Consider the following 22,337-nt stretch of genomic DNA (forward strand, 5'->3'; position numbering starts at 1 on the left):
TGCCCGCCGGTCGCCTGGAGGCTTTATGTTCGACGGCCCGTTTGACGTCTTTGCGTGGATCATTGCGATCGCCGCCTTCCTGATCGCGATCAAGGCCTCCAGCCAGGCGGCCGAGCTGCGCCGGCGACTGAATTCGCTCGAGGAGATGTTCTACGCGCAGCGGCAGGTGCAGCCGCCGCCGCTCATGCCGGTGCAGGAGCCAGCGCCTGCGCCCGCGACGACGGCCGCCGAGCCGCCGCCGCTTGCACCCGAAGCCGAAGCGGCACCGCCTCCACTCGTCACCGAAGAGCTTTCACCGCCGCCGCTCGAAGCGGGCCCTGCGGCTGCCGCACCACCTCCCGTGCCGGCCGCTGCGCCCGGCTTCGAGGAGCAGCTCGGCACCCGCTGGGTGGTGTGGATCGGCGGCCTTGCGCTCGCGCTCGGCGGCTTCTTCATGGTGCGCTATTCGATCGAGGCCGGCCTGCTCGGCCCCGGCGTGCGCGTGTTCCTGGGTGGCCTGTTCGCAGCTGCGCTGCTCGGGGCCGGCGAGTGGTCGCGGCGCAAGGAGAGCATTTCCAACATCCAGGCGCTGCCGATCGCCAACATCCCGGCGATTCTCACCGCCGCGGGTACGGCGGTGGCGTTCGCGACCATCTATGCCGCCTATGCGCTCTACGGCTTCCTCGTGCCCGCGACCGCCTTCGTGCTGCTCGGCATCGTGGCCATGTGCACGCTCGCCGCGGCGCTGCTGCATGGGCCGGCGCTGGCCGGCCTCGGCGTGGTCGGCGCCTTCGTGACGCCGCTCCTCGTCTCCAGCGGCAAGCCGGACTACTGGGCGCTCTACATCTATCTCGCCATCGTCACCGCCGCGAGCTTCGGCCTCGCGCGCATCCGGCTGTGGCGCTGGCTCGCGGTCACGACGATCGCCTTTGCCGTGCTCTGGATCTTCCCGGGTCTGGATAGCGAAGAGTTGCAAGTCGCGCCGCACGCCTTCCACGTCATCGCAGGCTTCGTGCTCGCCGCGCTGCTCGTCGTCTGCGGCTTCATGTTCGGCCCCAGCATCGAGGACGGCGAGATCGAGCCGGTCTCGTCGAGCTCGCTCGGCGCCTACCTGTTCGGCGCCATGCTGATCGTGCTGTCGAGCGTACATGCGGATCTGGCCCTGATCGCGTTCACGCTTCTCGTTGGCGCGACGCTTCTCGTCGCCTGGCGTGCGCCGGCGGCCACCGGCGCGCTCGGCGCGGCGGCAGCGACCGTCTTCATCGTATTCGCCGAATGGGCGGTGCGCGCCAATCCCGACATGCTGGTGCTGCCGGGCGGCGCGATGTCCGGTATCGGGCCGACCGCGATCGACAGCTCCGTAACGCTGCATCTGGTGATGGCCGCGATCTTCGCCATCGGCTTCGGCGTTGCCGGCTTCCTCGCGCAGGGCCGCTCGAACTCGGCAATCATTCCCGTGGTGTGGTCGGCCGCAGCCGTCGCCACGCCGATCGCGATCCTCATCGCGCTCTACGCCCGCATCGCCCATCTCGACCGCTCGATCCCGTTCGCGATCCTCGCGGTGCTGCTCGCAGCCGCCTTTGGTGCTGCGACCGAAGCGCTCACGCGCCGCGAAACCCGGCCGGGCGTCGCCGTCTCCACGGCCCTGTTCGCGACCGGCACGCTCGGAGCGCTGGCGCTGGCGCTGACCTTCGCGCTGGAGAAGGGCTGGCTGACGATCGCGCTGGCGCTGATGTCGCTCGGCACCGCCTGGATCTCGATGCAGCGGCCGATCCCGTTCCTGCGCTGGCTCGCCGCCATCTTCGCCGGCATCGTCACCGCGCGCATCGGCTATGATCCGCGCATCGTCGGCGACGCCGTCGGGACCACGCCGATTTTCAACTGGCTGCTCTGGGGCTATGGCCTGCCGGCGGCCTCGTTCTGGGCCGCGAGCATCTTCCTGCGCCGCCGCGCCGACGATGCGCCGCTGCGCATGGTCGAGACCGCGGCGATCCTCTTCACCGCGCTGCTCGCCTTCATGGAGATCCGGCACTTTGCGACCAATGGCCGGATGACCTCGCCGCCGTCGCTGCTCGAATTCGCGCTGCAAGTCTGCGTCACGCTCGCGATGGCGATCGGGCTGGAGCGCTTGCGGCTGCGCAGCCGCAGCATCGTGCACAATGTCGGCGCGGTCGTGCTGACGGCGATCGGCGGGCTCATCAGCGTTTTCGGCCTCTTGATCCTGGAGAACCCGCTGATCTGGCGCATCGACGTCGGCGGCGCCGTGTTCAATCTGCTGCTGCTCGGCTATGCGCTGCCGGCGGTGCTGATGCTGCTGCTGTCCTATGCGGTGGTCGGCGAGCGTGGCAAAGTCTACGCCAACACCATCGCCGGTGGCGCGCTCGTGTTCGCGCTCGCCTATGTCACGCTGGAGATCCGCCGCTTCTATCACGGCCCGATCCTCTCCACCGGCGGGACGACGGGCGCCGAGCAATACACTTATTCGATCGGCTGGCTCGCCTTCGGCGTGCTGTTGCTGGGCGTCGGCATTCTCGTCAACTCGGAGCGTGCACGGCTGGCCTCGGCTGCCGTCATCGCACTGACGATCCTGAAGGCCTTCGTCATCGACATGTCGACGCTGACAGGCGTCTACCGCGCGCTGTCGTTCATGTGCCTCGGCGTCGTGCTGGTCGCAATCGGCTGGCTCTACCAGCGCATCCTGTTCCGGCGGCAGGTCGCACCGCCGCCGGCTCCGCAGGCGACCAGCTGAATTATTTGAGCAAGATCTCTTCGGAAAACCGCTTTCACACTTTTCCGGATCATGCTCCTGAAGATCAGGCCGCGCGGACCGATTCCAGGAACTGCGCGACCTCGACCTTCAGGCGGGTGCTGTCGGTCGCCAGCGATTTCGCCGCCGAGAGCACTTCGCCCGAGGCCGAGCCGGTGTCGATCGCGCCGCGCTGCACGTCGGTGATGTTGGACGAGACTTCCTGCGTGCCGAGCGCGGCCTGCTGGACGTTGCGCGAAATCTCTTGCGTCGCGGCGCCCTGCTCCTCGACGGCGGCGGCGATGGCCGAGGACACCTCGGACAACCGCTCGATGGTGCCGCCGATCTCCTGGATGGCGCTGACGGATTCCTGTGTGGCCGACTGGATGCCGGAAACCTGCGCCCCGATCTCGCCGGTGGCCTTCGCGGTCTGCTCGGCCAACGCCTTGACCTCGGAGGCGACGACGGCAAAGCCGCGACCGGCTTCGCCTGCGCGCGCCGCTTCGATGGTCGCATTGAGCGCCAGGAGGTTGGTCTGGCCGGCGATGGTGTTGATGAGCTCGACGACGTCGCCGATGCGGGAGGCCGCCTGCGACAGCGCGTTGACGCGATCGTTGGTCCGCGCCGCCTGCTCGACGGCTTCCGCGGCCATCCGTGCCGAATCCTGCACGCGGCGGCTGATCTCGGTGATCGAGGACGACAGCTCTTCCGAGGCGGACGCCACCGCCTGGACGTTGGTGGAGGCTTCCTCGGATGCTGCCGCAACGACGGTTGCGAGTTCCTGGCCGCGCTGCGCCGTGCCGCTCAACGTGGCCGCGGAGGCCTCGAGCTCGGTCGAGGCCGACGACACGGTCTCGACGACCTCGCCGATCATGGCCTCGAAATTGCGCGTGATGGCATCGACGCGGCGGCCGCGTTCGATTTTGGCCTCGGCGTCGCGAGCAGCCGCCTCATCGGCGGCCTTCTTGGCGATCAGTGCCTCCTTGAAGATCTGAAGCGCATCCGCCATCGAGCCGATCTCGGTCTTCTCGCCGCGATGCGGCACTTCGGCCGAGAGGTCTCCTTCGCCGAGCGACTGCATCGGACGAATGATCGAGGCGATGCCGCGAGAGACGTCGCGCACGAGATAATAGGCTGCGCCGATCGCGATCACGACCGAGAGCACGATGATGCCGACCAGGACGCGGAAGATCGTGGCGTAACTGTCGGCCGCCTGCTTGGTCTCCAGCTCGGCGCCCTGGTTATTGAGCTCGATGCCCTTCTGAAGCAGGGGATCGGCGGCCTGAGCCATCTTGGCGACCTTGGTCTGCAACATCTCGTTGGCGTCGGTCGGGAAGCGGCCGACGCTCTTGCGCGACAGCGCCATGGTCTCCTGCACGCCGTTCAGATATTCGCCCCACGCCTTGCTCCATTGCTCATAGAGCGCGCGCTCTTCGGCGGCCGTGATCAGCGGCTCGTAGACCTTGCGCGTCTTCTCGATGCGCTCACGCAACGAGCCGAGGCGCTTCTCGGCGGCTTCCTTGCCTTCGGCGGTGTCCTGCATCAGGTGCAGACGCAGCGCGACGCGCAGCTCGTTGATGTCGGCGCGCATTGAGCCGAGCGCACGCACGCTCGGCAGCCAGCTCTCCGCGATCTCGACGGTATGAGCATTGATGTTCTGCATGGTGCCGATCGCCGTCACGCCGACGCCGGCGAGTGACAGCACGAGGACCGATAACACGGCCAGAAGCTTGAAGACGATCGACAACTTCGACATCACACAAATCCCGATGATATCCTGGCAGCACGCACGTCACCCGCGCCGCAGGCGTCACGGCGGACGACCGGGCGGAGGTCAGTTCAACAATGCTGGCTGGTTCTTATCCCGTAAGATTGCGCCCCATAATTGCAAGCAGGCGTTAACAGGAGCCTACGTAAAACTACGGGTCGGCCTCTTCGGACGCTATTTTCTCCGCAGCCGTGCTGCGACGCGAACACGACGCGCCGCCACATTCACCGGGCGGCGGCCGCCTCAGGCCGCCCGCACCGATTCCAGGAAACGCGCGACCTCGCTCTTGAGCCGGTTGCTCTCCTGCGACAGCGACTGCGCGGCCGAGTGCACCTGCGCCGAGGCAGCCCCGGTCTCGCCGGAGCCGCGCTGGACGTCGGCGATGTTCGACGAAACCGCGGAAGTTCCTTGCGCGGCGTGCTGGATGTTGCGGGAGATCTCCTGCGTGGCGGCCCCCTGTTCCTCCACTGCAGCAGCGATGGTCGACGAGATCTCCGACATCCGCGCGATGGTGTCGCCGATCTCCTTGATCGCGCCGACGGATTCGTCTGTCGCGGACTGGATCGCGCCGATGTGCTGACCGATTTCGCCGGTGGCTTTCGCGGTCTGCTCCGCAAGCGCCTTCACTTCGGTCGCGACCACCGCAAAGCCCTTGCCGGCTTCGCCCGCCCGCGCCGCTTCGATCGTCGCGTTGAGTGCCAGGAGGTTGGTCTGCGCGGCGATGGTGTTGATCAGCTCGACGACGTCGCCGATGCGGGAAGCGGCCTTGGTCAGCTCGGCGACGCGCGCATTGGTGCGCTGGGCCTGCCCGACGGCGACGTCGGCGACACGCGCCGATTCCTGCACCTGGCGGCTGATCTCGGACACTGAGGAGGTCAGCTCTTCACTTGCAGACGACACCGACTGCACGTTGGCGGACGCCTCCTCCGAAGCCGCTGCCACGGCGGTGGCGAGGCTGTTGCCGCGCTCGGCGGCGTGGGTCAGCGTATTCGACGACGCTTCGAGCTCGGTGGCCGCCGACGATACCGTCTCGATGATCTCGCCGACCGCGCCTTCGAACGTATCGGCGAGCCGTTGCATGTCGAATTTGCGCTGCTCGCGCCGACGCGCGTCCGCTTCGGCCTGCTCGGCGCGCAGCCGGTCGGCCTCGGCCATGTTGCTCCTGAACACCTCGACGGCACCAGCCATCTCACCGATCTCGTCCTTGCGGCCAACGCCGGGGATTGCGACTGACATGTCGCCCTTCGCCAAACCGGTCATCGCGCGAACCATGGCGATCAGCGCTGTCGAGATCGAGCGGCCGGTGAAGAAGGACACGCTCCCCACCAGCAGGATGGAGCATCCGAGTGCGACCCACATCCAGAGCTTGATCGAGGCCCGCATTGACTCTTCGGCGGCCCGCGCAGCGTCGTATTGCTGACTGACGGTCTTTTCGATCTCGTCGAGGACGGGCTCGATGGTGCGGAACTCCTTGGACATTGCCGAGCCGTGCGCGGTCAGATCCTGCGCGCCGGCTGCCCACGCCACGAAGTCGTCCTGGTATTTGGAGAGCTTCTTGCCGATATCGGCCTTGACGGCCGGCGGGATCGCCGAAGCCTCGACTTGCCCGGAGAATTCCGTCGCCGTCTTCTTCAGGGCGTCGAGATATTTCGGGTCGCGGCGCAACATGAAGTCTTTCTCGTGACGACGCATCGTCAGCATGCCGCTGGTGAGCCTGGGATCGTCGACCTCCTTGAGCTTGGTCTCGATGCCGTGCACCGCCGTGCGCAACGAGCCTGACAGCCCGAGGGTTTCGTTCAATCCAAGCCTGACCTCGGCCTGCTCGACGGCCGCGAATTCGCTCGCGTATCTCTCGAATCCGGTGCGGACCAGTGACGCCTTTTCTCCGACCGCCGCGTACCCTGCCGCACGCGCCGCGCTGCCGAGGCGATCAAGATTTCGGGTAATGTCGGAAGCAAGTTCGGCGTGACGCTTCGCATAGGATTGATCGCGGCGGAGCTGGAAATCCTTCTCGGCCCGGCGCGCTTCGAGCAATTGCTGCGAGATCCGCTGGTTCAGATCGGACAGCCGGCGCGCGTCTTCAGCAGCGTCGCGGGACGTGTCCTGAGAGAGGCTGCCAATCTGGTAGATCGTGCCGAAGGCGACGAGCCCAATGAGGCCGAACAGTCCGATCGCCATGACCTTGTGAGTGAGGCGAATGGAAATGCCGCTCATGAAAGTGCTCCAACGATTGAGACGCAATACGCGAAAGGCGACTCAGCGCCCCAAATATTGCGGGCATCATGACTGCGCCGCTTTTCCGGAAGGTTAACCCTGCGCGCATCGGTCGCGGCGTCGAGATACGCGCGCGAGCAACCGCCACGCATTCACGCGTGATGGTTGCAAGCAGGACCTGCCGAAAGACGCCACCGTCAGGCCGCGCGCACGGTGCCGAGAAACTTGCCGACCTCGAGCTTGAGGCGGTTGCTGTCGCCGGACAGCGATTGCGCCGCCGCCAGCACCTGCGAGGACGCCGAGCCGGTCTCGCTCGCGCCGTGCTGCACGTCGGTGATGTTGGACGACACCTGATGGGTGCCCTCCGCCGCCTGCTGCACGTTGCGGGAAATCTCCTGCGTCGCCGCGCCCTGCTCTTCGACGGCAGCCGCGATGGTCGAGGAAATCTCCGACAGTTTCTCGATGGTGTCGCTGATGTCCCTGATGGCGCCGACCGAATGCTCGGTCGCGGTCTGGATGCTGGCGATCTGCTGGCCGATCTCGCCGGTCGCCTTCGCGGTCTGCTCGGCGAGCGCCTTGACCTCGGAGGCGACAACGGCAAAGCCGCGACCCGCCTCGCCGGCGCGCGCGGCCTCGATGGTCGCATTGAGCGCCAGGAGATTGGTCTGGCCGGCGATGGTGTTGATCAGCTCGACCACGTCGCCGATCCGCGCCGCCGCCTTCGACAATTCGCCGACGCGGTCGGTCGTGGTGCGGGCCTGGCTGACCGCTTCGCTTGCGACGCGCGCGGATTCCTGCACCTGGCGGCTGATCTCCGTGATCGACGACGACAGCTCCTCGGTCGCCGACGCCACCGACTGCACGTTGGTGGACGCCTCTTCGGAGGCGGCAGCAACCATGGTGGTGAGCTCCTGTCCGCGCGCCGCAGTCGACGTGAGCGTCGACGCAGACGCTTCCAGTTCAGTCGCGGCCGATGACACGGTGTCGACGATCTCGCCGATCGCCGCCTCGAAGCCATCGGCCAGCTTGGACATCTCGGCCTTGCGTTGCGCGGCTGCAGCCTGATCCTGCCTGATCTTGGCCTCGGCCTCCTCGCGCGCCTTCTGTTCGGACACGATCTTGAACTTCTCGACAGCCGCCGCGACACCACCGACCTCGTCCTTGCGGCCGAGACCGGGCAGCACCACGGAAAAGTCGCCGCCGGCGAGCTTGTCCATGGCCACCGTGAGCGCGCGGATCGGCCGTGCGATGGTCAGGAACGACATCAGCCAGGAGCAGAGGAGGACGAGCGCCGTGAAAACGCCAATGACCATTGCGATATGCTCGCTGGACGCCATCTCCCGCGCGGAGGCCGCAACCTCCTCTTCGCTTCTGTGCCTGGCGACGTCGGCAATCTGATTGGCTGCCTGGTCCATCTCGCCTGCGATCGGCAACGTGACCTCGCGGGCGAGACGCGTCCCCTCATCGACGAGCTTGGCGAGGCGAGCAGCGGCATCCTCGCCCGTGAGAGCCAGGGCGGCACCGCGCACGGATGCGAGCTGCTGAGCTCCCTTGAGATAGTTCGCCGTGAGGACCTTGAGCTTCTCTATCCTCGCGCGGTTTTCCGGCACGTGCGAGAGCGTGAGCATTGCGTCGGCAACCTTCACCAAATGACCGGCGCGTTCGACCAGCGCGTCGCGCGCCTTCTGCAGTTCATCTGAATTATTGGCGAGGCGGATGTCGCGTGCGGCGAGCTGCATGGCGCGCGCCGCGAGCTTGGATTCGACTGCCTCGCGCGCCAGCTCCTGCTGCTCGGACGCCGTCTGGCTGGACCGGCGCACGTTGCCGTTTCCGATCACCTGACCCGCGATCATCGCGAGGACCAGGAGGATGCCGAGCGCCGATGAGATCGCCAGCTTGGTCCCAATCCGCAAATTCTGAACGAGGCTCAACATGGGCTTGCTTCCCCCTAGGGAATGCGCGGCCGAGTCATTGCCAGCCGCCCTCGGCGTTGACCGCCCTTGTCCGAAAAGTATGCGTTCGCCATTCCAATTTGGTTAACGCGACCTCCGGGCAACTACTGAATCGGTAGGAAAATCCCTTGAATTTCAGCACGGTATGCGCGCTTAACAGGTTAATCACACGCAGTGATAGGAGCCCCGCTCTGCTGCGTTACGCTCTCGCCGACGAGGCTGATGCGAAAGACCGGCTTCTTGTCCTCGTCGAGCAGCTCCATGCACCACTCGGCGTTCGGCTTCAGGCCGCGCGCGATGCCGCCGAGCAGATTGGCGCAGACCTCGGTCATCTCGGTCCAGGCGGCAGTGCGATCCTCGAACTCGTACGGCTGGTCGGCGGCGCCGGAATAGCGACCGGTGCTGATGCGGAAAAAGTACAGCGACATCGTTGAACCCTTTTATCGGGCCGCGCCCCCGGCCGACCGCAAACTGGGGCGCGAACAGCTACCAACGCATGAAAGCCGCCGTCCGTATGACTACGGCGCGGCGGCTCGGCGTTCGATGGACGTCTTCAACGACAAAGTGCGCGGAACCGACCGCGCAGCCCTCTCACTGGGTGGAACGGCGCAGCTCCAGCGGGCCCTCGTTCCTGGCGGGCTCCGACTTGATCTCCGACTTCACCGGCTCGAGCCGGCTGCTCTCGACACGCGGCGTCTCGACGCGCGCGGCGACTTCGGTGTTGGTCGCGCTGACGGAACCGGTGTGCTCTGTCCTGTGCAGCGAGCGCGGACGCGCCGCAGCGCGCGCCATCAGCATCTGGTTGCCACCCTGGTGATGGAAGTCGCAATAGGCGAAGCCCATCCCCGACACCGAGCCGCGGAAGCTGCGATCGTCGGTCTTTTCCAGGTTGAAACACGGCTCGAACGGAATGCCCTTGATCGAGGCGCAGACGTTCTGGCCACGGATCTGGAGCGTATTGCCGGGCAGGCGGAGATGCTTGACCGGGCCCGCGCCGGAGAACTGCACCGCGCCGGCGGCGCCGAGATCGTCCAGGATGCGGCCCGCGCCGCGGGTGCCGTCGAAACAGGTGAAGGCAAAGACCTTGCCCGCCACGAAGCGACGCGCCTCGTCGGCGTTCATGCTTCCGGCAAGGGCCGGCGCAAACGTTGCTGCCGCCGTGACAGCCCCCAACACAATACGCGCAAGCATGCTCAACTCCGAACCAACCCCCGCAGCGGGCGATGCCTTATCTCTTTACCCGCTGCTTACCATACCAACCATGGCGACATTGAAGCAGCTTGGTTGGTAAAGTCTGAACGCCGTTAGACAATTTTTACCACGATGCGACCGCGGACCTGGCCCGCCAGGATTTTCGCGCCCCACTCCGGCACCTCATCAAGAGGAATTTCGTGAGTGATTTCAGTTAGTTTGGTCCGATCCAGATCTGACGCCAGGCGCTGCCACGCGGCTTTCCGCGGCTCGATCGGGCACATCACGGAATCGATGCCGAGAAGGCACACCCCGCGCAAAATGAAAGGTGCGACAGACGACGGCAGGTCCAGGCCGGCGGCCAAGCCGCAGGCCGCGATCGCCCCGCCGTATTTCGTCATCGACAGCAGATTCGCCAGTGTGGTCGAGCCGACGCTGTCGACGCCACCCGCCCAGCGCTCCTTTGCGATCGGCTTGGCCGGCGCCGACAATTCGTTGCGGTCGATGATCTCGGCTGCTCCCAGCTGCTTCAGATAGTCAGCCTCCGAGGCGCGGCCGGTCGAAGCGATGACATGGTAGCCGAGCTTGGAGAGCACGGCGATCGCGACCGAGCCGACGCCGCCGGCGGCGCCGGTCACCACCACAGGGCCGCTCTTCGGCGAGAGACCGTGCTTCTCCAGTGCCAGCACCGAGAGCATCGCAGTGAAGCCGGCGGTGCCGATCGCCATGGCATCGCGTGCCGACAGGCCTTGCGGCAAGGCCACCAGCCAGTCGCCCTTCACCCGCGCCTTCTCGGCATAGGCGCCGAGATGGGTCTCGCCCATGCCCCAGCCGGTGCAGACGACCTTGTCGCCGGCTTTCCATTGCGGATGCGAGGATTGCTCGACCGTGCCGGCGAAGTCGATGCCGGCGATCATCGGGAAACGGCGCACCACCGGCGCCTTGCCGGTGAGCGCGAGGCCATCCTTGTAGTTCAGCGTCGACCATTCCACGCGGACGCTGACGTCGGCGTCCATCAGCTCGGCTTCATCGAACTGCGTCAGCGCGGCGGTGGTGCCCTTGTCCGCCTTGTCGATCCGGATCGCCTTAAATGTGGCCACGACTGAACTCCCTGACTTGTTTGTCGGGGATGTTTAGCCGATCACACAGGCTGCGCAACCGCCCGAACGACAGGTTTCTCCACGATCGGAAGGTTGATCAGCGCGGAAAGCACGCCGAACAGGATCGAGAGCCACCAGATCGGCGTATAGGAACCGAAGCGCTCGAAGACGATGCCCCCGAGCCACACGCCGAGGAAGCCGCCGACCTGATGGCTGACGAAGGCAAAGCCATACAGCGTCGCAAGCCAGCGCGTGCCGAACATCAGCGCCACCAGCGCCGAGGTCGGGGGCACCGTGGACAGCCAGGTCAGGCCGGAGACCGCACCGAAAGCGATCGCCGAGAACGGCGTGATGGGGAACGAGATGAAGGCGAGGGTTGCGAGCGCACGCGTGAAGTAGATGGCCGAGAGGATGTAGCGCTTGGGCAGCGAGTTCTGGAGATAGCCGACGCTGAGCGAGCCGATGATGTTGAACAGGCCGATCGCCGCGATCACCCAGCCTCCGGTTTGCGTCGAGATGCCGCGATCGACCAGGAAGGCCGGCAGATGCACGGTGATGAAGGCGAGCTGGAATCCGCAGGTGAAGAAGCCGAGCACCAGCAGCACATAGGAGCGGTGACCGAAGGCTTCGGCGAGCGCCCTGGTGATGGTCTGCTCATCCGCCGGCGTCGCACTGGCCGCAGTTGCAGCCGGCGGCGTCGAGAGCGCCAGTGACAGCGGGATGATCAGCAACATCAGGAAGCCGAACACGGAGAGCGCCTGCTGCCAGCCGAAATTGTCGATCAACGCGACGCCGATCGGCGCGAACAGGAACTGGCCGAACGAGCCCGCCGCCGTGCCGGCGCCGAGCGCGAGGCCGCGCTTCTCGGCGGGCAGCAGCTTGGTGAACGCCGACAGCACCAGATTGAACGAGCAGCCGGCAAGACCAAAACCGACCATGACGCCGGCGCCGATGTTGAGCGACAGCGGCGTCGAGGAATAGCGCATCAGCAGGAGGCCGCCGGCATAGAGCAGCGCGCCGACGCACATCACCCGGAACAGCCCGAAGCGATCGGCGACCGCGCCGGCGATGGGCTGGCCCAGTCCCCACAGCAAGTTCTGAAAGGCGATGGCGAGGCCAAACACGTCGCGGCCCCAGGAGAATTCATGACTCATCGGCTGCACGAAGAAGCCGAGCGCCGAGCGCGGACCGAAGCCGAGCATGCCGATCGCACAGCCGCACAGAATGATGACGGCGGGGGTACGCCAGCTGGAGGAACGTGAGGCCGGAGCGAGTTCGCCCACTGATGTCGACATGGTATTCCCTGTCTGTCATTTGGCGGACTCGCAAAGAGGCGCCGCGAACGCGTCATTTAATGCATTTGCATGAAAATCCCAAATCAAAAACGGTTGCATTCCACGAGGGGCTGCCGCGGGAGCATTGCGTTTCAATCTGGCCTCGCCCGGCGCGTCGGACGACGATCTGACGAGATCGTGTGCGTCAGGACCTAGCCGTCCTCGGCAGAGCGTGCTATTTGTGATTTACTCATATTGAGCATATATGAGGTTCGATGAAACCCACTCCGGCCCCTCGGCCGGATTACTCAGGCCCTACATATACTCATATTGAGTACAAATGACATGCCAGGGAGGCTTTGATGCCGATCACTGCAATCTACGGTCCAGACGATTTTGCCAACCGGCCGCAGGGCCATCTCGCGTCCTCTCCCCGCCCCGCACCGGCGCCCACAGCGCGCGCGCTGCCGACGCCCTCGCTGGAATGGACGGCGGAGGTCGAACACGCCACCGCCCCGCTCTACGAGCGCGTGAAGCACGTCATCCCTCCGATCGAGTGGCCGTTGATGGCGCCGACGATCAAGGCGATCAACGAGCTGAAGCGCGCGCGGGGCGCGGTGATCCTCGCCCATAACTACCAGGCGCCGGAGATCTTCCACTGTGTCGCCGACATCGGCGGCGACTCGCTCCAGCTCGCGGTCGAAGCCACCAAGGTGGAGGCCAATGTCATCGTCCAGTGCGGCGTGCACTTCATGGCGGAGACCTCGAAACTGCTCAACCCCGACAAGACGGTGCTGATCCCGGATTCGCGGGCCGGCTGCTCGCTGGCCGCCAGCATCACTGGCGCCGACGTGCGCCTGCTCCGCGAAAAGTTTCCGGGCGTGCCTGTCGTCGCCTACGTCAACACCTCCGCAGAGGTGAAGGCCGAGGTCGACATCTGCTGCACCTCGTCGAACGCGGTGCAGGTGGTCGAGAGCCTGAACGCGCCAAGCGTGATCTTCCTGCCCGATCGCTATCTCGCCACTTACGTGGCCTCGAAGACCGACGTGAAGATCATCGCCTGGAAAGGCGCCTGCGAGGTGCACGAGCGCTTCAAGGGCGAAGAGCTGCGCGCCTTTCGCGAGGCCGATCCGTCCGTGCAGATCATCGCGCATCCGGAGTGCCCGCCGGACGTGCTGGCGGAAGCCGACTTCACCGGCTCGACCGCGCACATGATCAATTGGGTGCGCGAAAAGCGGCCGCGGCGGCTGGTGATGATCACGGAATGCTCGATGGCCGACAATGTGCGCGCCGAGCTGCCCGACGTCGAGATGCTGCGCCCCTGCAATCTCTGCCCGCACATGAAGCGCATCACGCTCGCGAACATTTTGGACAGCCTGCTGACGCTCCGCGAGGAGGTGACGATCGATCCCGCCCTGGCGTTGCGTGCAAGGCGCTCGGTCGAGCGGATGATCAATCTGAAGAATTGAGGGCAACCCGCAGCGGCAACCACCGCTGTCGTCCCGGACAGGCGCAGCGGAGCGGAGCGCAGATCCGGGACCCATAACCACAGGAAGATGTGGTTGCGAAGGAAGGCAACACGCAGTTTCGCGCAACAATTTCTGCTGCGGCGTACGGGTCCCCGCCTTCGCGGGGACGACAGTGGAGTGAAAGGAAAGAACTATGACAAACACCATCCACAACCTCACCCGCACCGACGACATCGTCATCGTCGGCGGCGGCCTTGCCGGACTGTTCTGCGCCCTGAAGCTGGCGCCGCGGCCGGTGACCTTGATCTCGGCCGCGCCGCTCGGACAGGGCGCATCCTCCGCATGGGCGCAAGGCGGCATCGCCGCGGCGGTGGCCGAGGGCGACACGCCGGAAGCCCATGCCACCGATACCATCGCGGTCGGCGGCGGCCTCGTCGACGAGGTGGTCGCACTTGGGATCGCGCGCGAGGCCGCGCCGCGCATCCACGATCTCTTGAGCTATGGCGTCCCCTTCGATCGCGATCTCGAAGGCAGGCTCGCCGTGGGACGCGAAGCGGCACATTCGGCCCGGCGCATCGTGCATGTGCGAGGCGATGGTGCCGGTGCCGCGATCATCGCGGCCTTGAGCGAAGCGGTGGGCCGCACGCCCTCGATCCGCCTGGTCGAGGGGTTCGTCGCCGAGGCGCTGTTGGTTGAGGATGGCACCGTCGCCGGTCTTCAATTGCGCGAGGCCGGCAACTTCCAGGCAAATCCGTTCCTGCTCGCCTCGCGCGCGGTGGTGCTTGCCACCGGCGGCATCGGACATCTCTACGCCGTCACGACCAATCCAATGGAAGCCAGCGGCTCCGGCCTCGCCATCGCCGCGCGTGCCGGTGCCGTAATCGCCGATCCGGAATTCGTGCAGTTCCATCCAACCGCCATCATGGTCGGCCGCGATCCGGCACCGCTCGCCACCGAAGCGTTGCGCGGCGAAGGCGCGACGCTAGTCAATGGCGCCGGTGAACGCTTCATGGTTGCGCGCCACCCGCTCGCGGAGCTCGCGCCGCGCGACATCGTGGCCCGCGGCGTATTCGCCGAGATTGCGGCCGGGCGCGGCGCCTTCCTCGATGCGCGCCAGGCGCTGGGCGCGCGCTTTGCGGACAAATTTCCGACCGTGCATGCGAGCTGCATCGCCGCCGGCATCGATCCGGCCACGCAGATCATCCCGATTGCCCCGGCCGCGCACTATCACATGGGCGGCATCGCGGTGGACGGACGCGGCCGCAGCTCGATCGACGGACTCTGGGCCGGTGGCGAGGTATCGTCGACCGGCGCGCACGGCGCCAACCGGCTCGCCTCGAATTCGCTGCTGGAGGCGGTGGTCTACGCCGCGCGCATCGCCGACGACATCGCCGGCTGCTCGATCCCCGCGCCTGCCCGCCTCCCCGACGCACCGGTCGCGTCGCGCGGCGGCACGCCGGATGCTCTGGCCGGGAAGCGGCTGCGCGCGATGATGAGCGCGCATGTCGGCGTGATCCGCGAGAGCGACGGCCTCTCCGAGGCCGTGCACCACTTCGCTGCGCTCGAACGCGAGGCAACGAGCATCGCGCTGCGCAACATGGCGACGTCTGCCCTGCTCGTTGCCGCCTCGGCGTGGAGCCGCCGCGAGAGCCGCGGCGCGCATTTCCGCTCCGACCATCCGGCTGACGTCCCTGCGCAGGCGCAGCGAACGATGACGACGCTCACGGCGGCGCGCGAGATCGCGGAAAGCCTGAGCTCCCTGCCGCCCGTTGCGCAATCCATGATTGCCTGAAGGAGTTGTCCATGATTACCACCACCTCCCTGCTCTATCCCGACGCCTTCCTCTCGCCGCTTGCGATCGGCGAAGCCGTGCAGCGCGCGCTCGACGAGGACCTCGGCCGCGCCGGCGACATCACCTCGCTGGCGACAATCCCGGAAGCGACCAAGGCGCAAGCCATTCTGGTGGCGCGCCAGTCCGGCGTGATCGCCGGATTGCCGCTGGCACTCGCGACATTGCAACAACTCTCCTCCGACATCGACGTACGCGCGCATGTCCGTGATGCCGCACGCGTTGTCCGCGGACAGCAGGTGCTGACGATCTCGGGGCCTGCGCGCGCCATTCTCACAGCGGAGCGGACGGCGCTGAATTTCGTCGGCCGCCTGTCGGGCGTCGCGACGCTCACGGCCGACTATGTCGCCCGCACCGAAGGCACGAAGATGCGCATCTGCTGCACGCGCAAGACCACGCCGGGGCTGCGCGCACTGGAGAAATACGCCGTGCGCTGCGGCGGCGGCTTCAATCACCGCTTCGGCCTCGACGATGCGATCCTGATCAAGGACAACCACATCGCGGTCGCCGGCGGCATCTGTGCGGTGCTGGAGCGCGCCCGCGCCCATGCCGGCCATCTCGTCAAGATCGAGATCGAGGTCGATACGCTGGCGCAGTTGCGCGAGGTGCTCGATACCGGACTTGCCGACGCCGTGCTGCTCGACAACATGGACCTTGCGACATTGCGCGAGGCCGTGCGGATCAACGAGGGTCGTCTCCAGCTGGAGGCGTCCGGCGGCGTCACGCTGGACTCGATCGCGGCCATCGCGGCAACCGGCGTCGACTACGCTTCGGCGGGCGCGCTGACGCATTCGGCGCCGAACTTTGATTGCGCGCTGGATATTGAGATGTGAGATCACCGCTCTGAGCCCAGGGCTGGCTGCACCTCTCCCGCTTGCGGGGGAGGTCGGCGCGAAGCGCCGGGTGGGGGCTCTCTCCACACGGGGGGTCTCGCCTGCGGAAACACCCCCTCCCCAGCCCTCCCCCGCAAGCGGGAGAGGGAGCATACCTTCACTGCGGCAACGATTGATTGCCTCAGCGCCGCTCGCTCACGCCCATCTCGGCAGAGCTCTTGGCTTCCTGCGCGAGCTCGGCTGACAGCGCGGCGGTCTGGGCCGGGGTGCCCCAACTCGGTTCCTCGCTTCCGTCGCCCCAGGCGCGCGGGCGATAGAAGGTGTGCACGCCGGTCTTGTACATCTTCTTCATCTCGGCGACCCAGGACGGGCGCACCCAGTAGGCGTGATAATGCGTGGACTTGCCCACCTCGGGCAACCAGATCTGGCCGTCGAGCATCGCCTTCGCGATCTTCTTGGCGCGCTCCCACATCTCGGGCTCGCGGATCACGTCGGCGTTGTTGTCGCAGGCGAAGGTGAACTGGCAGGCGAGATGGCGGTGCTTGTTCTGATAGACCGCTCCGCACACGGTGTCGGGATATTTGCCCGAGAACACGCGGTTCATCACCACCTGCGCCACAGCCATCTGGCCGCGAACGGCCTCGCCGCGCGACTCGAAATAGACGGCTTCCGCAAGGCACTTCTCGGACTTCGCGCGCGACTTGTCGTCAAGCGCGAGACGCTCCGCCGGCGATCTGGCGCGCTGGTTGTCGGCGTTGACCTCACCCTTCGGCGCGACGCTCTCGCCGCTCTCGATATCCTTGGCGATGTCCACCGTCGGCGGCGATAGCGAGGCCGTCACCTTCATGTCGGGATCGGGCATCACGATCAGCGGCTCGGCGCCGGGCTGCCAGCTCTCGATGCTTTCGAGATTGCCGCCGAGCGAGGAACTGCCGAAGAACAGGTTGGAGGTCTTGACGCTGAAGGGATCCCGCACCGGCGTCGTCGGCGCAGTGGTCCGCTTAAGCGCCTCGAGCGGCTGCACCGCGAACGCGCGCGCGGCGTCGCTGGCCCGCGGTGGATTGGAATATTGCGGCAGCGGCGGCGCGCGGAGCGCTTCCTGGAGTTCGGGATCGAGGGCGGCCGCGGATTCCGGCGACATCGCCTGCGGCAGCGCCGCGGTCTTGGCGCCGAACACCGAGCTGTTCGACGTCGCGGGATCCTGCTGCGGCGGTGCCGCAGCGGGCGCGGCCGCCTCGGGAGCCTCGGTCGGCGCAACGGTCGCGAGGCGATCACCCTTCATGGAGCGATCGACCTTGGGAAAGTCGGAAGCCTGGTAGCGCGGCGCAGCCTGCAGCGCCGGACTGCGGCTGATCGCGCCGGTGACGTCGCGGCCATCGAGGCTCGCCAGGCGAACCATCGCGCTTTGCGGAACCGAGGTGCCGATGGGGCGGGAAAAACTGTAGGTGGCGAGCTGGATCGAGGACGCCGCGGAGAACACCTGCTTCTGCCAACGCTCGGCGACGCCGGGTTGGCGCGCCAGCAGAGAGGCAATATCCTGATAGCCGGTCTCTCTCGGCATCAATGCGAAGATGCAGAGACCGATGCCGAAGGACGCGAACCGCGCGCCCTTCGGATGGTTACGCAACACAGACATCGATACGCTCACGCTACGCTTACGCCAGAAAAATCGAAACGCAGTACATCCGTGCAATTCGATCTTTATCGTAAGTATCCAATTTAGGTTGCCGGGGCGTTAATCGGCGTTGCGCGTGCGGCACACTCAAGCGATTGCAGGTGTTTTCACGGGGTGATCGCGCACGGTGGTAAACCCGTCCTCACGCGAAGCGGTAAACAACCGGTCAACGCGAATGGTGAAGGAACTCTTGCTGGCGCGTATCATTACGGGACGCGTGTGTGGTTCCTTGTTGTCCGAACTTCCGCCTCGTCATTGGAGGAGCTGTTGCGACGAAGCAATCCGGGCTGCCGCCGTGGAGAGATTCTGGATTGCTTCGCTGCGCTCGCAATGATGGGTTGGCGAGAGCATCGAGAAAACGAAAAGAGGCGGGGTTTTGGCCCCGCCTCTTTCATCCAGCATTCTAGTTCTGCTTACGCCTGGCTGGCGATCGCCTTGCCGAGTGCGGCTTGCGCCGCTGCGAGACGGGCGATCGGCACGCGGTAGGGCGAGCAGGAGACGTAGTCGAGGCCGATGTTGTGGCAGAAGGCGACGGAAGCGGGATCGCCGCCGTGCTCGCCGCAGATGCCGACCTTGAGCTTCGGGCGGGTCTTGCGGCCGCGCGCGACGCCGATCTTGACGAGCTCGCCAACGCCTTCCTGGTCCAGCGCGACGAAGGGATCGACCGACAGGATGCCCTTCGCCACGTAGGGACCGAGGAAGCTCGCCGCGTCGTCGCGGCTGATGCCGTAGGTGGTCTGCGTGAGGTCGTTGGTGCCGAACGAGAAGAACTCCGCCGACTCTGCGATCTCGGCCGCGAGCAGACAGGCGCGCGGCAGCTCGATCATGGTGCCGACCTGATAGGTCAGCTTGGTGTTGGTGTCGCGCATCACCGCCTGCGCGGTCGCATCGATCCGCGCCTTGACGAGGTCGAGCTCCATCTTGGTCGCGATCAGCGGCACCATCACCTCGAGGCCGACGGCCTTGCCGGTGCGCTTCTCGGCTTCGACCGCCGCCTCGAAGATCGCACGCGCCTGCATCTCGGCGATCTCCGGATAGGCGATCGCGATGCGGCAGCCGCGGAAGCCGAGCATCGGATTGAACTCCGAGAGCTCGCGCGCGCGGTCAGCCAGGCGCCGCGGGTCGGTATTCATGGCGCGTGCCACTTCCTCGACCTCGGCGTGGGTATGCGGCAGGAACTCGTGCAGCGGCGGGTCGAGCAGACGGATCGTGACGGGCAGGCCCTTCATGATCTCGAACAGCTCGACGAAGTCGGCGCGCTGCATCGGCAGCAGTTTTGCGAGCGCCGCGCGGCGGGACTGCTCGTCCTCGGAGAGGATCATCTCGCGAACCGTGCGGATGCGGGTCTCTTCGAAGAACATGTGCTCGGTGCGGCACAGGCCGATGCCTTCGGCGCCGAACTTGATCGCGGTGCGCGCGTCGTCGGGCGTGTCGCCGTTGACGCGGACGCCGATCTTGCGGACCTGGTCGGCCCAGGCCATCAGCGTGCCGAACTCGCCGGACAGCTCCGGCTCGATCATCGGCATGCGGCCGGCGAGCACCTGGCCGAGCGAGCCGTCGATGGTGATGACGTCGCCGGTCTTGAAGGTGCGCGAACCGATGCTCATGGTGCCGCGGCCGTAATCGACACGGATGGTGCCGCAGCCGGAGACGCAGGGCTTGCCCATGCCGCGCGCGACCACCGCCGCGTGCGAGGTCATGCCGCCGCGCGTGGTCAAAATGCCTTCGGCGGCGTGCATGCCGTGGATGTCTTCCGGGCTGGTCTCGATGCGGACCAGAATGACCTTGCGCCCGTCGGCCTGAAGCTTGGCGGCCTCGTCCGAGGAGAACACGATCTCGCCGGAGGCAGCACCCGGGGATGCCGGCAGGCCGGTCGCAATCACGTCGCGCTTGGCGTTGGGATCGATGGTCGGATGCAGCAGCTGATCGAGCGAAGCCGGATCGATCCGCGTCACCGCTTCCTTCTTCGAGATCAGGCCTTCATTGGCGAGCTCGACCGCGATGCGCAGCGCCGCCTTGGCGGTGCGCTTGCCGCCGCGGGTCTGCAGCATCCACAGCTTGCCGCGCTCGACGGTGAACTCCATGTCCTGCATGTCGCGGTAGTGCTTCTCGAGCTGCGTGTAGATCCGCGTCAGCTCCTTGAAGGCCTCCGGCATCGCCGCTTCCATCGACGCCTTGTCGGAGCCCGATTCCTGGCGCGCCTCCTCGGTGATGTCCTGCGGCGTGCGGATGCCCGCCACCACGTCCTCGCCTTGCGCGTTGATCAGGAACTCGCCGTAGAGCTTGCTCTCGCCGGTCGAGGGGTTGCGGGTGAAGGCAACGCCGGTCGCCGACGTCTCGCCCATGTTGCCGAACACCATGGCCTGCACGTTGACCGCGGTGCCCCAGGATTCCGGAATGTCGTGCAGCTTGCGGTAGGTCACCGCGCGCGCATTCATCCAGGATGAGAACACCGCGCCGATCGCGCCCCAGAGCTGGTCGTGCGGGTCCTGCGGGAAGTCCTTGCCGGTCTCGCGCGCGACGGCGTCCTTGTACTTGCCGACCAGTTCGACCCAGTCCTCGGCGGTGAGGTCGGTGTCGAGGGTATAGCCCTGGCCGTCCTTGAAGGTGTCGAGGATTTCCTCGAAGTGATGATGCTCGAAGCCGAGCACCACGTCCGAATACATGGTGATGAAGCGGCGATAGCTGTCGTAGGCGAAGCGGCGGTCACCCGACAATTCCGACAGCGCTTCCACGGTCTGATCGTTGAGGCCGAGGTTGAGCACGGTGTCCATCATGCCCGGCATCGAGGCGCGCGCGCCGGAGCGCACGGAGACGAGCAGCGGGTTCTTGGCATCGCCGAAGATCTTGCCGGTCAACTTGCCGACATAGTCGAGCGCCTTCTCAACCTGCGACTGCAACTCCTTCGGATAGGATTTGTCGTGGGCGTAGAAATAGGTGCAGACCGAGGTCGGGAGGGTGAAGCCCGGAGGCACCGGCAGCCCGAGATTGGCCATCTCGGCAAGGTTCGCGCCCTTGCCGCCGAGCAGGTCGCGCATCTCCGTGCGGCCCTCGGCCTTGCCGTCACCGAACGTGTAGACCCATTTGCCGGCCTTGCCCGCGGCCGGCGCGGCCTTGGCTGATACAGCCTTCTTCGGCGCAGGCTTCGCAGCGACCTTCGGCAGAGCCGCCTTGGTCACAGCCTTCGCAGCCGGCTTGGAAGCAGCCTTTGCGGCAGTTTTGGCGACCGGCTTGGGCGCGCTCTTGGCAAGCGTCTTGCGGGCTGCCGGCGCGGCTTTCGCCTTGGCGGAAGACTTTGATTTCGCTGGAGTTTTATTGGGCTTCGAGGCGGCTTTGGCCATAGCTTGCACACAACCTGCGAGAGGAATGGGAATTCGCGGGCCTTACACCATTTTGGGCGGGCCCGCGCAAGTCGGACAGTTCCGGAAAATGAACCCCTAGAGGCGGAGCCATTTCAGGAGCCCAAGCCCGATCGCACCGTTCACAATAAGGAAGATCGCGACGATCAGGTTGAGAAGTCGCGGCATGATCAGGATGAGCACGCCCGCAATCAACGACAGGATCGGCGAAATGTGGGCGACGGTGATGTGCATGAATTTTCTTTCTGTGGAGGGGGGCGAATCGCGGGCGGATTATAGGCCTCCCGGTTCCGCGAGTAGAGACGCGCAAGACGTGATGCGAGTTCCGGCACCCACGAAAACTGCCTGAAATTGCCGCGAATGCGGCGGGCCTTTTCCTGGAACATTGCGAAGGGTGCATGCATTGGCCAACCGGTCGCGCCATTGGCGCGTCCGAAAATAAAATTCACGTCGAAGGAGTTGTCCATGCGGAACAGGATTCTCGCTCTTGTAGCGCTCGCGGCCGCGATCGGCTCGCCCCTTGCGGCGCAGGCGCAAAGCGGTGTCACCGTCGGACGCGCGCCCGCCGTGGTCGACAGCGGCCCAACCATCGCAGTCGAACAGCGGCCGGCCTTCCGCGAGTACGTCGTCGAGCAGCGTGTGCCCGCCTTCAGCATTCCCGATCGCATCATCGTCGGCACGACATTACCCGAGGCAGGCGTCACCTATTATGACGTGCCGCAACGCTTCGGCGCCACCACCTACCGCTACACCGTCGTGAACGGCGAAACCGTTTTGGTCGAGCCGCGCTCGCGCCGCATCGTCGAGGTGCTGGACTAGCACGGATCGACTGTTGGCACTGATCGACTAGATGTCCGGCGCGTCACTTCAATCAGGCTGGCGCGAGCAGTGTAATCGGACATCAGGCCCCGCCCGGTCTTCCCCCCGC

The 22,337-nt window shown here is 66.0% G+C and carries 15 protein-coding genes; 5 read left to right on the forward strand and 10 right to left on the reverse strand.

Annotated features, from left to right (window positions below; translation table 11 throughout):
• Positions 1-25 precede the first annotated feature (25 nt).
• On the forward strand, positions 26-2,728 hold the full coding sequence (locus CIT37_RS30350) for a DUF2339 domain-containing protein (RefSeq protein ID WP_095426944.1): 2,703 nt from the start codon (positions 26-28) through the stop codon (positions 2,726-2,728).
• A gap of 64 nt (positions 2,729-2,792) precedes the next feature.
• On the opposite strand, the gene CIT37_RS30355 is transcribed toward CIT37_RS30350, so the two are convergent.
• The 7 genes from CIT37_RS30355 to CIT37_RS30385 form a co-directional block, all read right to left on the reverse strand.
• Complete coding sequence (locus CIT37_RS30355) at positions 2,793-4,481, reverse strand: methyl-accepting chemotaxis protein (protein ID WP_028141641.1); 1,689 nt, start codon at positions 4,479-4,481, stop codon at positions 2,793-2,795.
• 255 nt (positions 4,482-4,736) lie between these two features.
• Positions 4,737-6,707 (reverse strand): methyl-accepting chemotaxis protein, encoded by a 1,971-nt coding sequence (locus CIT37_RS30360; RefSeq protein WP_095426943.1) that lies wholly within the window; start codon positions 6,705-6,707, stop codon positions 4,737-4,739.
• A 197-nt stretch (positions 6,708-6,904) separates the two neighbouring features.
• Positions 6,905-8,641 (reverse strand): methyl-accepting chemotaxis protein, encoded by a 1,737-nt coding sequence (locus CIT37_RS30365; RefSeq protein ID WP_095426942.1) that lies wholly within the window; start codon positions 8,639-8,641, stop codon positions 6,905-6,907.
• A 179-nt stretch (positions 8,642-8,820) separates the two neighbouring features.
• Entirely contained in the window at positions 8,821-9,087 is a 267-nt protein-coding gene (locus CIT37_RS30370) for a DUF6894 family protein (RefSeq protein WP_028141644.1), read from the reverse strand.
• Between the two features lie 163 nt (positions 9,088-9,250).
• On the reverse strand, positions 9,251-9,850 hold the full coding sequence (locus CIT37_RS30375) for a hypothetical protein (RefSeq protein WP_028141645.1): 600 nt from the start codon (positions 9,848-9,850) through the stop codon (positions 9,251-9,253).
• A 113-nt stretch (positions 9,851-9,963) separates the two neighbouring features.
• Complete coding sequence (gene acuI / locus CIT37_RS30380) at positions 9,964-10,950, reverse strand: acrylyl-CoA reductase (NADPH) (RefSeq protein ID WP_095426941.1); 987 nt, start codon at positions 10,948-10,950, stop codon at positions 9,964-9,966.
• Between the two features lie 41 nt (positions 10,951-10,991).
• Positions 10,992-12,245, reverse strand: a complete 1,254-nt coding sequence (locus CIT37_RS30385; RefSeq protein WP_028141647.1) for an MFS transporter — start codon at positions 12,243-12,245, stop codon at positions 10,992-10,994.
• A 341-nt stretch (positions 12,246-12,586) separates the two neighbouring features.
• Here CIT37_RS30385 and nadA point away from each other — a divergent pair, with 341 nt between their 5' ends.
• The 3 genes from nadA to nadC all read left to right on the forward strand — a co-directional run bounded on the left by nadA (position 12,587) and on the right by nadC (position 16,375).
• The gene (nadA, locus tag CIT37_RS30390; RefSeq protein WP_095426940.1) at positions 12,587-13,693 is read left to right on the forward strand and encodes a quinolinate synthase NadA; all 1,107 of its coding nucleotides are present in this window, start codon (positions 12,587-12,589) and stop codon (positions 13,691-13,693) included.
• A 193-nt stretch (positions 13,694-13,886) separates the two neighbouring features.
• Entirely contained in the window at positions 13,887-15,485 is a 1,599-nt protein-coding gene (locus CIT37_RS30395) for an L-aspartate oxidase (protein WP_095426939.1), read from the forward strand.
• Positions 15,486-15,496: 11 nt separating this feature from the next.
• Positions 15,497-16,375 carry a carboxylating nicotinate-nucleotide diphosphorylase gene (nadC, locus tag CIT37_RS30400; RefSeq protein WP_095426938.1) on the forward strand — a complete coding sequence of 293 codons (879 nt, stop codon included), beginning with the start codon at positions 15,497-15,499 and terminating at the stop codon, positions 16,373-16,375.
• A gap of 181 nt (positions 16,376-16,556) precedes the next feature.
• Here the strand turns inward: nadC and CIT37_RS30405 are convergent, their stop codons facing one another.
• From CIT37_RS30405 to CIT37_RS30415, 3 genes are all read right to left on the reverse strand, one after another.
• Positions 16,557-18,011 carry a cell wall hydrolase gene (locus tag CIT37_RS30405; RefSeq protein WP_161966508.1) on the reverse strand — a complete coding sequence of 485 codons (1,455 nt, stop codon included), beginning with the start codon at positions 18,009-18,011 and terminating at the stop codon, positions 16,557-16,559.
• A gap of 452 nt (positions 18,012-18,463) precedes the next feature.
• Positions 18,464-21,391: a pyruvate, phosphate dikinase gene (gene ppdK / locus CIT37_RS30410; protein WP_161966509.1), complete on the reverse strand. Its 2,928-nt coding sequence runs from the start codon at positions 21,389-21,391 to the stop codon at positions 18,464-18,466.
• Positions 21,392-21,487: 96 nt separating this feature from the next.
• Positions 21,488-21,643 (reverse strand): DUF3096 domain-containing protein, encoded by a 156-nt coding sequence (locus tag CIT37_RS30415; RefSeq protein WP_080670142.1) that lies wholly within the window; start codon positions 21,641-21,643, stop codon positions 21,488-21,490.
• Between the two features lie 231 nt (positions 21,644-21,874).
• Between CIT37_RS30415 and CIT37_RS30420 the strand changes: the two genes are divergently transcribed.
• Complete coding sequence (locus tag CIT37_RS30420) at positions 21,875-22,228, forward strand: DUF1236 domain-containing protein (protein ID WP_028141653.1); 354 nt, start codon at positions 21,875-21,877, stop codon at positions 22,226-22,228.
• Positions 22,229-22,337: the final 109 nt, after the last annotated feature.

The organism is Bradyrhizobium ottawaense, assembly GCF_002278135.3.
In the GTDB taxonomy this organism is placed as follows: domain Bacteria; phylum Pseudomonadota; class Alphaproteobacteria; order Rhizobiales; family Xanthobacteraceae; genus Bradyrhizobium; species Bradyrhizobium ottawaense.

Coding starts and splice junctions, on each gene's coding strand:
- CIT37_RS30365 (WP_095426942.1), bottom strand. CDS start 8,641: ATGTTGAGCCTCGTTCAGAATTTGCGGATTGGGACCAAGCTGGCGATC.
- nadA (WP_095426940.1), top strand. CDS start 12,587: ATGCCGATCACTGCAATCTACGGTCCAGACGATTTTGCCAACCGGCCG.
- CIT37_RS30350 (WP_095426944.1), top strand. CDS start 26: ATGTTCGACGGCCCGTTTGACGTCTTTGCGTGGATCATTGCGATCGCC.
- CIT37_RS30415 (WP_080670142.1), bottom strand. CDS start 21,643: ATGCACATCACCGTCGCCCACATTTCGCCGATCCTGTCGTTGATTGCG.
- CIT37_RS30375 (WP_028141645.1), bottom strand. CDS start 9,850: ATGCTTGCGCGTATTGTGTTGGGGGCTGTCACGGCGGCAGCAACGTTT.
- CIT37_RS30395 (WP_095426939.1), top strand. CDS start 13,887: ATGACAAACACCATCCACAACCTCACCCGCACCGACGACATCGTCATC.
- CIT37_RS30420 (WP_028141653.1), top strand. CDS start 21,875: ATGCGGAACAGGATTCTCGCTCTTGTAGCGCTCGCGGCCGCGATCGGC.
- CIT37_RS30405 (WP_161966508.1), bottom strand. CDS start 18,011: ATGTCTGTGTTGCGTAACCATCCGAAGGGCGCGCGGTTCGCGTCCTTC.
- ppdK (WP_161966509.1), bottom strand. CDS start 21,391: ATGGCCAAAGCCGCCTCGAAGCCCAATAAAACTCCAGCGAAATCAAAG.
- CIT37_RS30385 (WP_028141647.1), bottom strand. CDS start 12,245: ATGTCGACATCAGTGGGCGAACTCGCTCCGGCCTCACGTTCCTCCAGC.
- CIT37_RS30355 (WP_028141641.1), bottom strand. CDS start 4,481: ATGTCGAAGTTGTCGATCGTCTTCAAGCTTCTGGCCGTGTTATCGGTC.
- nadC (WP_095426938.1), top strand. CDS start 15,497: ATGATTACCACCACCTCCCTGCTCTATCCCGACGCCTTCCTCTCGCCG.
- CIT37_RS30360 (WP_095426943.1), bottom strand. CDS start 6,707: ATGAGCGGCATTTCCATTCGCCTCACTCACAAGGTCATGGCGATCGGA.
- CIT37_RS30370 (WP_028141644.1), bottom strand. CDS start 9,087: ATGTCGCTGTACTTTTTCCGCATCAGCACCGGTCGCTATTCCGGCGCC.